Below are 15,370 nucleotides of genomic sequence, written 5' to 3' on the forward strand. Positions count from 1 at the left end.
GTGATTGAACAGGTCTCCCTTCCCACAGACACGGCTTGTCAGACATCTGCAAGCGCCACCCGCCGGGGGCTCGACATCCGGGAGTAGCGCAGGCTGATTTGATCTGGTAAGTTCGCCCGCTTGCAGCCGCAGGGCCGGCAGGTGTCGGTGATGGAGCAATCCTGCGCAATGGATTACAAGAGTAGAGGCGGTCCATTTCATGCCCACCCAAGCAAAGCAACAGCAGCAAACGTCGATCAGCGGCTTCGAACCTTACGTTCAGAAGGCGGGTGAAGAGTACATGGGCGCTCCGATGCGCGCGCACTTCACCAAGATCCTGAACAAGTGGAAACTGGACTTGATGCAGGAAGTCGACCGTACGGTTGATCACATGAAAGACGAAGCTGCCAACTTCCCTGACCCGGCCGACCGTGCCAGCCAGGAAGAAGAGTTCTCCCTCGAACTGCGCGCCCGCGACCGCGAGCGTAAGCTGATCAAAAAAATCGACAAGACCCTGCAGTTGATCGAAGACGAAGAGTACGGCTGGTGCGAGTCCTGCGGCATCGAGATTGGCGTCAAGCGCCTCGAAGCCCGTCCGACCGCGGATCTGTGCATCGACTGCAAGACCCTGGCGGAAATCAAGGAAAAGCAGGTCGGCAAGTAATCTCGGCCTGAACGAAAAACGGAGCGTGTAAACGCTCCGTTTTTGTTTCTGTGTTTTGCCCGCGGAACCTGCGTCTGCCTCTGTGGGAGCGAGCCTGCTCGCGAAAGCGTCCTCTCAGATAACTCTTTCATGACTGACACAGCTTTCGCGAGCAGGCTCGCTCCCACAGAGGTAACCTGCTCAAATTCTGAATAGCCTTTATCGCCTCCATGACTGCCAAATCCCCCGCCTACATCGGCCGCTTCGCCCCTACCCCCAGTGGCCACCTGCACTTCGGTTCGCTGGTCGCTGCGTTGGCGTCTTACCTCGACGCCCGCTCCGTCGGTGGGCGCTGGCTGGTGCGCATGGAAGATCTCGATCCGCCGCGCGAAGAGCCCGGTGCGCAAGAGGCCATTCTCAAGGCGCTGGAAAGTTACGGCTTCGAATGGGACGGCGAAATGGTCCGCCAGAGCGATCGGCGCGCGGCTTATGCCGAAGTGCTCGACAGCCTGTTCAACCACGGTCTGGCCTACGCCTGCACCTGCTCGCGCAAACAACTGGAGCCCTATCACGGGATTTATCCGGGGTTTTGCCGCAATGCCGGCCATGATCAGCACGACGCCGCGATCCGCCTGCGCGTGCCTGAGCTGGAATACCACTTCATCGATCGCGTGCAGGGCGAATACCGTCAGCACCTGGGCCGCGACGTCGGCGACTTCGTCATTCGTCGGCGCGATGGTCTCTACGCTTATCAATTGGCGGTGGTGCTCGACGACGCTTGGCAAGGCATTACCGATATTGTGCGCGGCGCCGATCTGCTCGATTCGACGCCGCGTCAGCTGTACCTGCAAGAACTGCTCGGCCTGAAACAGCCGCGCTATCTGCACCTGCCACTGATCACCCAGCAGGACGGCAACAAACTCGGCAAGTCCTACCGTTCGCCGCCGCTCGAAGCCGATCAGGCCACGCCGTTGCTGCTGCGGGCCTTGCGCGCGCTGGGGCAGCATCCCGGCACCGAACTGGCTCACGCTTCGCCGCGCGAACTGCTGGCCTGGGGCAGCGCACATTGGGATGCTGCCAAGATCCCGCGCACACTGACCCTGCCCGAAGCGCAACTGCAATGACGACACTTGCAGTCGCGCGCCCATCCGTTACCATCGCCGCACGTTTTCGGGCACGCGCATAAAAAAGAGAGGCCGGGATGTACATCTATCGCTTGGTCCTGCTTTTGGTCGTCGGGATCTACCTGTTCTCCCCCGCCATCATGGATTGGTGGATCGACGCGACGGGCGCCTGGTATCGCCCTTATCTGCTCTGGCTGATCCTGATTGTCGTGACCTTCATCCTGCAGAGCCAAAAAGATGCCGATGAGCTTTAGCCTGACCCAGATGATCCTGATCAGCGCCGCGTACCTGGCGGCGCTGTTCGGCGTTGCCTGGGTCAGCGAACGGGGCATGATCCCGCGCGCGATCATTCGCCACCCGTTGACCTACACCCTGTCGCTGGGGGTTTACGCCAGTGCCTGGGCGTTCTACGGCACGGTGGGCCTGGCCTATCAGTACGGTTACGGCTTTCTGTCCAGTTATCTCGGCGTGTCCGGTGCATTCCTGCTGGCGCCGGTGCTGCTTTATCCGATCCTGAAGATCACCCGCACCTATCAACTGTCGTCGCTGGCCGATCTGTTTGCCTTCCGCTTTCGCAGCACTTGGGCCGGCGCGCTGACCACGATTTTCATGCTGATTGGCGTCTTGCCATTGCTTGCCCTGCAGATTCAGGCAGTGGCCGACTCGATCGGCATCCTCACCGGCGAACGCGTGCAGAGCCGCGTGGCGCTGGCGTTCTGTGCGCTGATCATTCTGTTCACAATCTTCTTCGGTTCCCGGCATATCGCCACGCGCGAGAAACATGAAGGGCTGGTGTTCGCGATTGCCTTTGAGTCGATCATCAAACTGATCGCCCTCGGCGGCGTTGGCCTGTATGCGCTGTATGGCGTATTCGACGGCCCGCAACAGCTCGAACTGTGGCTGCTGCAAAACCAGACGGCCCTCGCCGCCCTGCACACGCCGTTGCAGGAAGGCCCGTGGCGCACGCTGCTGCTGGTGTTCTTCGCCTCGGCGATCGTGATGCCGCACATGTATCACATGACCTTTACGGAAAACCTCAACCCGCGCTCGCTGGTCAGCGCCAGTTGGGGCCTGCCGTTGTTTCTGCTGTTGATGAGTCTTGCCGTACCGCTGATTCTCTGGGCAGGCCTGAAACTCGGCGCCACCACCGACCCGGAATATTTCACCCTCGGCATCGGCATTGCCGCCAACAGCAAACCGCTGGCCTTGCTCGCCTACGTCGGTGGCCTGTCCGCCGCCAGTGGCCTGATCATCGTCACCACCCTGGCCTTGTCGGGCATGGCGCTGAACCATCTGGTGCTGCCGCTTTATCAACCGCCGGCCGAAGGCAATATCTACCGCTGGCTGAAATGGACCCGCCGGGCGCTGATCGTGGCGATCATCATGGCCGGCTTCGGCTTCTACCTGATGCTCGGCGTCGAACAGGATCTGGCCAACCTCGGCATCGTCGCGTTCGTTGCGACTCTGCAATTTCTGCCCGGGGTGTTGTCGGTGTTGTACTGGCCCACCGCCAACCGCCGCGGCTTCATTGCCGGTCTGCTGGCTGGGATCACGGTCTGGGTGGTGACCATGCTGCTGCCGCTGGTCGGCAATCTGCAGGGCTTCTATATCCCGCTGCTGAACATGATCTACGTGCTCGACGACACCAGTTGGCACATGGCGGCCATCGCCTCGCTGGCCGCCAACGTGCTGATGTTCACTTTGATCTCGCTGTTCACCAACGCCAGCCCGGAAGAAGCCAGCGCCGCCGAAGCCTGTGCAGTGGACAACGTGCGGCGCCCGCAACGCCGCGAACTGCACGCCGCCTCGCCGCAGGAGTTCGCCACGCAGCTGGCCAAGCCGCTGGGTGCCAAGGCTGCGCAGAAAGAAGTCGAGCAAGCGCTGCGCGACTTGTATCTACCCTTCGATGAACGCCGGCCGTATGCCTTGCGCCGGTTGCGCGACCGCATCGAGGCCAACCTGTCCGGCCTGATGGGCCCGAGCGTTGCGCAGGATATGGTGGAAACCTTCCTGCCCTATAAGGCTGGCGGCGAAAACTACGTCACCGAAGACATTCACTTCATTGAAAGCCGTCTCGAGGATTACCACTCGCGCCTCACCGGCCTGGCCGCCGAGCTCGATGCCCTGCGCCGCTACCACCGCCAGACCTTGCAGGAACTGCCGATGGGCGTCTGCTCGCTGGCCAAGGATCAGGAGATCCTGATGTGGAACAAGGCGATGGAAGAGCTGACCGGCATCGCCGCACAGCGAGTGGTCGGTTCGCGCCTGAGCACGATCGCCAACCCGTGGAAAGAATTGCTGCAAGGCTTCATCAACCTGCCCGACGAGCATTTGCACAAACAGCATCTGGCCCTCGATGGTCAGACCCGCTGGCTGAATCTGCACAAAGCGGCAATCGACGAGCCGTTGGCCCCGGGTAACAGTGGCCTGGTGTTACTGGTCGAGGATCTGACCGAAACGCAGATGCTCGAAGATAAACTGGTGCATTCCGAACGGCTGGCCAGCATCGGTCGACTCGCAGCGGGTGTGGCCCACGAAATCGGTAATCCGATCACCGGCATCGCCTGCCTGGCGCAGAACCTGCGCGAAGAGCGTGAAGATGACGGCGAGCTGACGGAAATCAGCGGGCAGATTCTCGAGCAGACCAAACGCGTCTCGCGCATCGTCCAGTCGCTGATGAGCTTCGCCCATGCCGGCAGCCATCAGCACAACGACGAACCAGTGTGTCTGGCCGAAGTCGCGCAGGACGCCATTGGCCTGCTGGCGCTGAACCGGCGCAATTTCGAAGTGCAGTTCTACAACCTGTGCGATCCCGATCATTGGGTCGAAGGCGACCCGCAACGGCTCGCCCAGGTGCTGATCAATCTGCTCTCCAACGCCCGCGACGCCTCGCCGCCGCACAGTGCGGTACGGGTCAAGAGCGAAGCCGGCGAACACACGGTCGATCTGATCGTCGAAGACGAAGGCAGCGGTATTCCGTCGAGCATCATGGACCGATTGTTCGAACCTTTCTTCACCACCAAGGATCCGGGTGAAGGCACCGGTCTGGGCCTTGCACTGGTCTATTCCATCGTTGAAGAGCATTATGGACAAATCACCATCGACAGCCCGGCTGATGTACAAAGCCAACGCGGCACCCGTATCCGGGTGACCTTACCGCGTCATGTCGAAGCGACGTCCGCTGTGAACTGAGACCGTCGAGAGTATCGAATCAATGCCGCACATTTTGATCGTCGAAGACGAAACCATTATCCGCTCCGCCTTGCGCCGCCTGCTGGAACGCAACCAGTACCAGGTCAGCGAAGCCGGATCAGTGCAGGAAGCACAAGAACGCTTCACCATTCCTACGTTCGATCTGATCGTCAGCGACCTGCGCCTGCCGGGCGCTCCGGGCACCGAGCTGATCAAGCTCGGGCAAGGCACACCGGTGCTGATCATGACCAGTTACGCCAGCCTGCGCTCGGCGGTCGACTCGATGAAAATGGGTGCGGTCGATTACATCGCCAAGCCGTTCGACCACGATGAAATGCTCCAGGCGGTTGCACGGATCCTGCGCGATCGCCAGTCGGCGCCAGCTGCCGGCGAAACCACGGCGAGCAAGCCTGCCGCCGGCAATGGCAAAGCCTCTGTGGATAACAGCAATGGTGAAATTGGCATCATCGGCTCCTGCCCGCCGATGCAGGACCTGTACAGCAAGATCCGCAAAGTCGCGCCAACCGATTCCAACGTATTGATTCAGGGTGAGTCCGGCACCGGTAAAGAACTGGTGGCCCGCGCCCTGCACAATCTGTCGAAACGCGCCAAGGCGCCGATGATCTCGGTGAACTGCGCGGCGATTCCGGAAAGCCTGATCGAGTCCGAACTGTTCGGCCACGAGAAAGGCGCGTTCACCGGCGCCAGCGCCGGTCGCGCCGGTCTGGTCGAAGCGGCGGACGGCGGCACCCTGTTCCTCGATGAGATCGGCGAACTGCCCCTCGAAGCCCAGGCTCGCCTGCTGCGGGTTCTGCAGGAGGGCGAGATCCGCCGCGTAGGTTCGGTGCAGTCGCAGAAAGTCGATGTGCGCCTGATCGCTGCAACGCACCGCGATCTGAAGAGCCTGGCGAAAATCGGCCAGTTCCGTGAAGACCTTTATTACCGTCTGCACGTGATTGCCCTGAAGCTGCCGCCGCTGCGCGAGCGTGGCGCCGACGTCAACGAAATCGCCAATGCCTTCCTCGCTCGCCAGAGCGCGCGGATCAATCGCACCGACCTGAAATTCGCTGCCGACGCTGAACAGGCGATCCGACACTATTCCTGGCCCGGTAACGTGCGTGAGCTGGAAAACGCAGTTGAGCGCGCGGTGATTCTCAGCGAAAGCCCGGAGATTTCGGCCGACCTGCTGGGCATCGACATCGAGCTGAGCGATCTGGAAGACGACGAGTTCATCGGTCTGCCGCCGCAAACCGGCGGTAACGCCAGCAACAGCAGCCATGAGCCGACCGAGGATCTGTCGCTGGAAGACTATTTCCAGCACTTCGTCCTCGAGCATCAGGACCATATGACCGAGACCGAACTGGCACGCAAACTGGGCGTCAGCCGCAAATGCCTGTGGGAACGCCGCCAGCGTCTGGGCATTCCACGGCGCAAGACCGGGGTCGCCAGCGAAAGCTGAGCGTTACCCACCGCGTGCGCGGGTAACGCATGACAATGTGAAAAAACTGTTACCGCAGTCGATTCACGTAACAGAAGCCGGGGTTATCGGTAACGAAACCCCGGCTTTTTTTCGCCCCTGCAAAACGGTTATATCGACCTAACCCCTTGTTTTACTGGGCTTGGCAAAAGTTGGCACGCACCCTGCTATATGTTTGGTACAAGAACAATAACAAGCAATGCACAAGACAATAAAAATAAGACGAATCGACTCACGCACAATAAAAACAAGACGGCGAGAGGCGCAGCTAACTGATTCTTTTGGAGAGGCGTTGTATTTGGGGCTTGCCCCACGACCAGGCCGAGAACAACAAAAACTGTCCTAAGACAGAGCCTGTACTGGTTGGATCGACAGATCACTGCAATTCAGCGACCAAAGCAATCCGTTTGCTCTTGGCTCCCGATTGGGAGGGTCACGAAGGAAACACTTCGTGGCGAGGGCACTCAACAAAAACAAGAAGCCCGAATCAATAATAAAAAGAGCACGCAACTACTTCTTGGGGAGCTTCGGCTCCCCTTGTAGTTTCTCCCTTCCGTGAAATTCCCCCGTTTTCCTCGCTGGACCCTTGTAGCTTGGGGCTTGCAGCTCATATCTGCCGCGTCCTACACCATCCCCCGACTAAATGCTAGAATCTGCGCCCATCATGCGGTCATTCTTTTGGTATGGCCGAACATTCCTTCAAACAGTGCATCCCATGCTGAAGAAGCTGTTCCAGTCATTCCGAACTCCCGTGCGTCGTACGCAACACATCCGCAGCACCCCTGAAGTGCTCAACAGCGGCCAACATTCGCTGCAGAAAACGCAGTTCAGCCGCTATGCGGTGAATATCGTCGAACGCCTGCAAGGTGCCGGTTACCAGGCTTATCTGGTCGGTGGTTGCGTGCGTGACATGCTGTTGGGCATCACGCCCAAGGATTTCGACGTCGCCACCAGCGCCACCCCCGAGCAGGTCCGTGCCGAATTCCGCAATGCGCGGATCATCGGTCGCCGATTCAAACTGGTGCACATCCATTTCGGTCGCGAAATCATTGAAGTCGCGACCTTCCGCGCCAATCACCCGATCAACGAAGACGAGGAAGACAGCAACCAGTCTTCGCGCAACGAGAGCGGGCGGATTCTGCGCGACAACGTCTACGGCACCCTGGAAGAAGACGCGCAACGCCGCGACTTCACCATCAATGCTCTGTATTACGATCCGGTCAGCGAGCGCATTCTCGATTACGCCAATGGCGTGCACGACATTCGCAATCACCTGATCCGTCTGATCGGCGACCCGAAGCAGCGTTACCAGGAAGACCCGGTGCGCATGCTGCGGGCCGTGCGTTTCGCCGCCAAGCTCAACTTCGGCATCGAGAAGCACACCGTGCAGCCGATCCGTGAGCTGGCGCCGATGCTGCGCGAGATTCCGTCGGCGCGGCTGTTCGAAGAAGTGCTCAAGCTGTTCCTCTCCGGGCACGGCGCGATCACCTTTGAAATGCTGGTTGATCTGCAACTGTTCGCCCCGCTGTTCCCGGCCAGTGCCGAGGCGCTGGAATACAACCCGGAATACACCCACACGCTGATCAGCGAAGCGCTGACCAACACCGACCTGCGCATCAAGCAGAACAAACCGGTGACCCCGGCGTTCCTGTTTGCCGCCCTGCTCTGGCCGGCACTGCCGGCCCGCGTGTTGCGTCTGCAGGAACGTGGCATGCCGCCGATTCCGGCGATGCAGGAAGCCGCTCACGAGCTGATTGCCGAACAGTGCCAGCGCATCGCGATTCCGAAGCGCTTCACCATGCCGATCCGCGAAATCTGGGACATGCAGGAACGCCTGCCACGGCGCAGTGGCAAACGCGCCGATCTGTTGCTGGACAACCCGCGTTTCCGCGCCGGTTACGATTTCCTCCTGCTGCGTGAAAGCGCCGGCGAGGAGACCGATGGCCTCGGCGAATGGTGGACCGATTATCAGGACGCCAACGACAGCGAGCGTCGCGACATGATCCGCGACCTCAGCGGCAAGGGTGACGATGCCAGCGGCGCGCCACGCAAACGTCGCCGCAGCGGCGGTTCCAAGCGCAAGCGCGCCGGCGCTTCGAGCGCGACGGGCGAGTAAGCGATGGAACGCATCTACATTGGTCTGGGCAGCAACCTCGCTGACCCGGCCGACCAGTTGCGCAGCGCCATCGCGGCGCTGGGGCAATTGCCGCAGACGAGTCTTGCCGGCGTTTCAGCCTTTTATCAAAGCGATTCACTGTTGCCGGGCCAGCCGCGCTACACCAACGCTGTCGCCGCCCTCGACAGCTCGCTCGCACCGATCGAGCTGCTCGACGCCTTGCAAGCGATCGAAAACGCTCAGGGCCGCGAGCGTCTTGAGCGCTGGGGGCCACGCACGCTGGATCTGGATATTCTGCTGTTCGGCGATCGCCTGATCGACGAGCCACGGCTGAAAGTCCCGCATTACCAGATTCAGGAGCGGGCGTTCGTTCTCTATCCCCTCGCTGAACTGGCACCGCAGGATCTGCGTCTTGCCGATGGCCGCACGCTGACAGACCTGCTGGCCGCCTGCCCGTTCGTCGGCCTCGAGCGCCTCCCCCAGCCCTGACAAAAATCTTCTGTGAAATGTGGTTGTGTGGCGAGGGGATTTATCCCCGTTGGGTCGCGGAGCGGCCCCATGTTGTGTACAGCTTGGTCAGATTTGGGCCTGCTTCGCAGTCCAACGGGGATAAATCCCCTCGCCACAGGTCACCTGCCAATCTCCAGTTTTTGTCAGACAAAAATCCCCCGAATCAGGCCCGCCGCGCCGCTGAATCGCATCAGTAACGCCGGTAACACCGCCCGCGTAACAAGGCGGTAACACACGCAATTGACTTCCTGTTGGCTCATCACGACTATAGGCGTCCCGCTGCCGCCAACCCGGCATGAACGGGCGCAATCCAGGCCTTTCAAAGCACGACACAAGACCGTGCGCCTGAGTAGATGAAGAATCACGCGCGTGACTCGCAGCAGTTTCCAGAGCGCCTGAACGAGGATTTTTTACATGCCAGCCATCACCCTGACCACGCTCCAGAGCCTCAAGCAGAAAGGTGAAAAAATCACCATGCTGACCTGCTATGACGCGACCTTCGCCCACGCCTGCAACGAGGCCGGTGTCGAAGTGCTGCTGGTCGGCGACTCCCTGGGCATGGTCCTGCAGGGGCACGACAGCACCCTGCCAGTGACCACGGCGGAAATGGCCTATCACGTCGCCAGCGTCAAGCGTGGCAATGGCGATGCCCTGATCCTCGCCGACCTGCCGTTCATGGCCAACGCCACCCTCGAACAGACCATGAACAACAGCGCCATGCTGATGCAGGCCGGCGCGCACATGGTCAAGGTTGAAGGTCAGCTGTGGCTGGCGGAGTCGATCCGCCTGCTCGCCGAGCGCGGTGTGCCGGTGTGCGCGCACATGGGCCTGACCCCGCAAGCGGTGAACATCCTCGGTGGCTATAAGGTGCAGGGCCGCAATGAGAACCAGGCGCGGCAGATGCGTGCCGATGCGATCGCGCTGGAGCAGGCCGGTGCGGCCATGCTGTTGCTCGAGTGCGTGCCGAGCGAACTGGCGGCAGAAATCAGCCAGGCCGTGGGCATTCCGGTGATCGGTATCGGTGCCGGCAACGCCACCGACGGCCAGGTGCTGGTATTGCACGACATGCTCGGCCTGTCGATCACCGGCCGCGTACCCAAATTCGTCAAAAACTTCATGCAAGGTCAGGACAGCATCCAGTCCGCGCTGAAGGCTTACGTCAGCGAAGTCAAAGCCACTACGTTCCCTGGCATCGAACACGGATTCTCTGCATGAACACCGTCAAAACCGTACGCGAACTGCGCGCCGCCGTCGCCCGCGCGCGCAGTGAAGGCAAGCGCATCGGCTTCGTGCCGACCATGGGCAACCTGCACAGCGGCCACGTCGCATTGATCACCAAAGCTACCCAGCGAGTGGATTTCGTCGTCGCGAGTATTTTCGTCAATCCGTTGCAATTCGGCGCCGGCGAAGACCTCGACAAATACCCGCGCACCCTCGCCGCCGATCAGGAAAAGCTCCTCGAAGCCGGTTGCGACCTGCTGTTCGCGCCAACGGTTGAAGAGATGTACCCGGACGGCATGGCCGGGCAAACCCGGGTCAGCGTGCCGCAATTGTCCGAAGGCCTGTGTGGCGCCAGCCGTCCGGGGCACTTCGAAGGTGTGGCGACCGTAGTCAGCAAGCTGTTCAACATGGTCCAGCCGGATCTGGCGATCTTCGGCCAGAAGGATTACCAGCAACTGGCGGTGATCCGCGCACTGGTGCACGACCTGAACATGCCGATCCAGATCATCGGCGAGCCAACCGTACGTGCTGCGGACGGTCTAGCGCTGTCGTCGCGCAACGGCTTCCTCAGTGAAGACCAGCGCGCCGTGTCACCGGTGGTGTATCGCGTGCTGAGCAGCATCGCCGAATCGATCAAACAAGGTGAGCGTGATTACCCAGCGCTGATCGCTGCGCAGTTGCAGGTGCTGGAAGCGGCGGGGCTGCGTCCGGATTATCTGGAAATCCGTCATGGCCTGACCTTGCGTCCGGCGACGGCGGAGGATCGCGATCTGGTGATTCTCGCGGCGGCGTTCCTCGGCACCACGCGGTTGATCGACAACCTGCACCTGAATCTCGATAGCCCGATTTAAGCAGTAACGAATTTCCCTGTGGGAGCGAGCCTGCTCGCGAAAGCGGTGTATCAGCGACTTATAAGTTGCCTGACACGCCGCCTTCGCGAGCAGGCTCGCTCCCACATGTGTTTCAGGTGCATGCCGGTGGGCGAAAGTCTTCCGGGCACCTCCGTTTGTCGGCCAGATTCCTCTGCGGATGTTAAAAAAGTACAGGGATCTGGTCAGACAAAGTCAAGACAGAACGCAGCGCGAGGTTTACTGTATTCGCCCTGTGTCCAGATCTCGTGTCGACGCAGTTGATCCCATGCGCTAAAACCCGTGGTTGATCTGTACCGTGTTCAAAAGGCCGTTCAAGTAAAAAGGAAAACCGCAGCGATGGCGTACTACCGCACTCCTCACGACGTTACCGCTCTGCCCGCCTGGCAAGCGTTGAAAGACCACCGCCAAGCCATGCAGGATTTCAGCATGCGCGAAGCCTTCAACGCCGATCCGCAGCGTTTCAATCAGTTCACCCTCAGTAGCTGCGGTCTGTTTCTCGATTATTCGAAGAATTTGATCAACGCCGAGACCCGCAACCTGCTCGTGGGCCTGGCCAATGAAGTCGATCTGAAGGGCGCGATCAAAGCGCTGTTCGACGGCGAAATCGTCAATGCCTCCGAAGGCCGCCCGGCACTGCACACCGCCCTGCGCCGCCCGGTCGGCGACAAATTGTCGGTCAACGGCGTCAACGTGATGCCGGAAGTGCACAAGGTGCTGAACCAGATCACCGATCTGGTTGGCCGAATTCATGATGGCTTGTGGCGCGGTTACACCGAGAAGCCGATCACCGACGTGGTCAACATCGGTATCGGTGGTTCGTTCCTCGGTCCTGAGCTGGTGTCCGAAGCACTGCTGTCCTACGCGCAGAAAGGCGTACGTTGCCACTATCTGGCAAATATCGACGGCAGCGAATTCCATGAGCTGACGCAGAAACTGCGCGCCGAGACCACGCTGTTCATCGTTTCGTCGAAGTCGTTCAACACCCTCGAAACCCTGAAGAACGCGCAGGCCGCACGCGCCTGGTACCTGGCGCAGGGCGGTTCCGAAGCCGAGCTGTATCGCCACTTCATCGCTGTGTCGAGCAACAACGCCGCCGCTGTGGCTTTCGGGATTCGCGAAGAAAACATCTTCCCGATGTGGGACTGGGTCGGCGGGCGTTACTCGCTGTGGTCGGCCATCGGTTTGCCGATCGCACTGGCCATCGGCATGTCCAACTTCAAGGAACTGCTGTCCGGTGCCTACACCATGGACCAGCATTTCCAGACCGCGCCGTTCGAACAGAACATGCCGGTGCTGCTGGCGCTGCTCGGCGTGTGGTACGGCAACTTCTGGGGTGCGCAAAGCCACGCGATCCTGCCGTACGACCACTACCTGCGCAACATCACCAAGCACTTGCAACAGCTGGACATGGAGTCCAATGGCAAGAGCGTGCGTCAGGACGGCACCTCGGTGTCGACCGATACCGGCCCGGTGATCTGGGGCGGCGTCGGCTGCAACGGTCAGCACGCTTATCACCAGTTGCTGCACCAGGGCACCCAACTGATCCCGGCCGACTTCATCGTGCCGATCGTCAGCTTCAACCCGGTTTCCGACCATCACCAGTGGCTGTACGCCAACTGCCTGTCGCAGAGCCAGGCGCTGATGCTCGGCAAGACCCTGCCGGAAGCCGAAGCCGAACTGCGCGACAAAGGCATGGGCGAAGACGACGTGCGCAAACTGGCGCCGCACAAGGTGATCCCGGGCAATCGCCCGAGCAACACCTTGGTAGTCGAACGCATCAGCCCGCGTCGCCTCGGCGCCCTGGTTGCGATGTACGAGCACAAAGTGTTCGTGCAAAGCGTGGTCTGGGGCATCAACGCCTTCGACCAGTGGGGTGTGGAACTGGGCAAGGAATTGGGCAAAGGCGTCTACAACCGTCTGGTCGGCAGCGACGAGACCGTGGCTGACGATGCCTCGACTCAAGGCCTGATCAACTACTTCCGCGGACGCCATCGCGGCTGATAAAAGCCTTCGGGCACAACGCTGTTCCCCTGTGGGAGCGAGCCTTCTCGCGAAAGCGGTTCTTCATTCAACACCTTCGTTGACTGACATTCCGCCTTCGCGAGCAGGCTCGCTCCCACAGTTGTTTTGGCACATGACTTGAACCTGTGCAGCGCTCGGCGCATCTTTATTCGTGTCGCACCACAAGAATAAGGAACCGTCATGTTCGATATCAGCACGTTCCCCAAAGCCGATGCCGTGCGCCAGGCCGCTCAGTTGAGCCAGGACGAGTATCGGCGCCTGTACCGCGAATCGATTGAACACCCCAGTGCCTTCTGGGCCGAGCAGGCCACGCGTTTCCTCGATTGGAGCACGCCGTGGCAGACTGTTCAGCGCTATGACCTGAAAACCGGAGAAGCCGCCTGGTTTGCCGGCGGCAAGCTCAACGTCAGCTACAACTGCATCGACCGTCACCTCAAGCAACGCGGCGAGCAGACCGCCCTGCTCTGGGAAGGCGACGACCCAGCCGAATCGGCGCAGATCACTTACAACAAACTCCATCACCACGTCTGCCGTCTGGCCAACGTGCTGAAAAGCCGTGGCGTAAAGAAAGGCGACCGGGTGTGCATCTACATGCCGATGATCCCCGAAGCCGCCTACGCCATGCTCGCCTGCGCGCGAATCGGCGCGATTCATTCGGTGGTGTTCGGCGGATTTTCCCCGGATTCCCTGCGTGATCGAATTCTCGACGCCGACTGCCGTACCGTGATCACCGCCGATGAGGGCGTACGTGGCGGCCGCTTCGTGCCACTGAAAAACAACGTCGACAAAGCCCTGCAAAGCTGCCCGAACGTCAGCACCGTGGTGGTCGTCGAGCGCACTCAGGGCCAAGTCGATTGGGTCGAAGGCCGTGACCTTTGGTATCACCAGGCCGTGCGCGAGGTCAGCGACGACTGCCCGCCGGAACCGATGGACGCCGAAGATCCGCTGTTCATCCTCTACACCTCCGGCAGCACCGGCAAACCCAAAGGCGTGCTGCACACTACCGGCGGCTATCTGCTGCAAGCGGCGATGACCTTCACATATGTGCTCGACTACCGCGACGGCGAAGTGTTCTGGTGCACCGCCGACGTCGGCTGGGTCACCGGCCACAGTTACATCGTCTACGGGCCGCTGGCCAACGGTGCGACCACACTGATGTTCGAAGGCGTGCCGAGCTACCCGAGCAGTTCGCGCTTCTGGCAGGTCATCGACAAGCACAAGGTCAACATTTTCTACACAGCACCCACCGCCCTGCGCGCGCTGATGCGCGAAGGCGCCGGACCATTGAAGGAAACTTCACGCGCCAGCCTCAGATTGCTCGGCAGCGTCGGTGAGCCGATCAACCCGGAAGCGTGGGAATGGTATTTCAATGCTGTCGGTGAACAGCGCTGCCCGATCGTCGACACCTGGTGGCAGACCGAAACCGGCGGCATCATGCTCAGCCCGCTGGTCAGCGCCCAACGGATCAAACCCGGCTGCGCGACGCAACCGATGTTCGGCGTGCAACCGGTATTGCTTGACGAAGCCGGCAAGGAAATCAAAGGCGCCGGCAGCGGCGTGCTGGCGATCAAGTCGAGCTGGCCGGCGCAGATTCGCAGCGTCTACGGCGATCCGCAGCGGATGATCGACACCTACTTCAAACCCTACCCCGGCTATTACTTCACTGGCGACGGCGCCCGCCGCGACGAGGACGGCGATTACTGGATCACCGGACGCATCGACGACGTGATCAACGTTTCCGGCCACCGCATCGGCACCGCCGAAGTGGAAAGCGCCCTGGTGCTGCACGACAGCATCGCCGAAGCCGCCGTGGTCGGTTATCCCCACGACGTCAAAGGCCAGGGCATCTACGCATTCGTGACGCCAATGAACGGCACCGAGGCCAACGAAGAGCTGAAGAAAGACCTGCTGGCGCATGTCAGCAAGGAGATCGGCAGCTTCGCCAAACCTGACCTGATCCAGTGGGCGCCGGCATTGCCCAAGACCCGTTCGGGCAAGATCATGCGGCGGATTCTGCGCAAGATTGCCTGCAATGAGCTCGACAGCCTTGGCGATACTTCGACCCTGGCAGATCCGAGTGTGGTGCAGGACCTCGTTGATAAACGTTTGAATCAATAGCTTCGCGAGCAGGCTCGCTGCCACAGGTGATCGCATTGCACATGTGGCAGCGAGCTCGCTCGCGAAGGGCCATCACGCGATCCCCCGGCAAACTGT

11 protein-coding genes are annotated in these 15,370 nt (G+C 60.7%); all 11 read left to right on the forward strand.

Features of this window, described 5'->3' with window-relative positions; translation table 11 throughout:
- The first annotated feature begins 199 nt into the window (after positions 1–199).
- The 11 genes from dksA (at position 200) to acs (ending at position 15,274) form a co-directional block, all read left to right on the forward strand.
- The gene (gene dksA, locus PSH90_RS22395; protein WP_041477831.1) at positions 200–643 is read left to right on the forward strand and encodes an RNA polymerase-binding protein DksA; all 444 of its coding nucleotides are present in this window, start codon (positions 200–202) and stop codon (positions 641–643) included.
- 209 nt (positions 644–852) lie between these two features.
- Positions 853–1,746: a tRNA glutamyl-Q(34) synthetase GluQRS gene (gene gluQRS / locus PSH90_RS22400; protein WP_305381541.1), complete on the forward strand. Its 894-nt coding sequence runs from the start codon at positions 853–855 to the stop codon at positions 1,744–1,746.
- 77 nt (positions 1,747–1,823) lie between these two features.
- Positions 1,824–2,000, forward strand: coding sequence for a hypothetical protein (locus PSH90_RS22405; RefSeq protein WP_003176118.1), 177 nt, complete (start codon positions 1,824–1,826; stop codon positions 1,998–2,000).
- Positions 1,984–4,938, forward strand: coding sequence for a sensor histidine kinase (locus PSH90_RS22410; RefSeq protein ID WP_024014332.1), 2,955 nt, complete (start codon positions 1,984–1,986; stop codon positions 4,936–4,938). Before PSH90_RS22405 ends, PSH90_RS22410 begins: the two co-directional genes overlap by 17 nt.
- A gap of 22 nt (positions 4,939–4,960) precedes the next feature.
- On the forward strand, positions 4,961–6,397 hold the full coding sequence (locus tag PSH90_RS22415; protein ID WP_252868293.1) for a sigma-54 dependent transcriptional regulator: 1,437 nt from the start codon (positions 4,961–4,963) through the stop codon (positions 6,395–6,397).
- A 733-nt stretch (positions 6,398–7,130) separates the two neighbouring features.
- Complete coding sequence (locus tag PSH90_RS22420) at positions 7,131–8,531, forward strand: polynucleotide adenylyltransferase PcnB (protein ID WP_056790418.1); 1,401 nt, start codon at positions 7,131–7,133, stop codon at positions 8,529–8,531.
- Positions 8,532–8,534: 3 nt separating this feature from the next.
- Positions 8,535–9,020, forward strand: a complete 486-nt coding sequence (gene folK / locus PSH90_RS22425; RefSeq protein WP_071173623.1) for a 2-amino-4-hydroxy-6-hydroxymethyldihydropteridine diphosphokinase — start codon at positions 8,535–8,537, stop codon at positions 9,018–9,020.
- A gap of 435 nt (positions 9,021–9,455) precedes the next feature.
- Positions 9,456–10,256: a 3-methyl-2-oxobutanoate hydroxymethyltransferase gene (panB, locus tag PSH90_RS22430; RefSeq protein WP_122698553.1), complete on the forward strand. Its 801-nt coding sequence runs from the start codon at positions 9,456–9,458 to the stop codon at positions 10,254–10,256.
- Positions 10,253–11,113 (forward strand): pantoate--beta-alanine ligase, encoded by an 861-nt coding sequence (gene panC / locus PSH90_RS22435; protein ID WP_305381542.1) that lies wholly within the window; start codon positions 10,253–10,255, stop codon positions 11,111–11,113. The genes panB and panC overlap by 4 nt, the downstream gene beginning before the upstream one ends.
- Positions 11,114–11,470: 357 nt before the next feature.
- Entirely contained in the window at positions 11,471–13,135 is a 1,665-nt protein-coding gene (gene pgi / locus PSH90_RS22440; RefSeq protein WP_016773160.1) for a glucose-6-phosphate isomerase, read from the forward strand.
- A 201-nt stretch (positions 13,136–13,336) separates the two neighbouring features.
- Positions 13,337–15,274, forward strand: a complete 1,938-nt coding sequence (gene acs / locus PSH90_RS22445) for an acetate--CoA ligase (protein WP_305381543.1) — start codon at positions 13,337–13,339, stop codon at positions 15,272–15,274.
- Positions 15,275–15,370 lie beyond the last annotated feature (96 nt).

Source organism: Pseudomonas sp. FP1762 (assembly GCF_030687105.1).
Classification (GTDB): domain Bacteria; phylum Pseudomonadota; class Gammaproteobacteria; order Pseudomonadales; family Pseudomonadaceae; genus Aquipseudomonas; species Aquipseudomonas siliginis.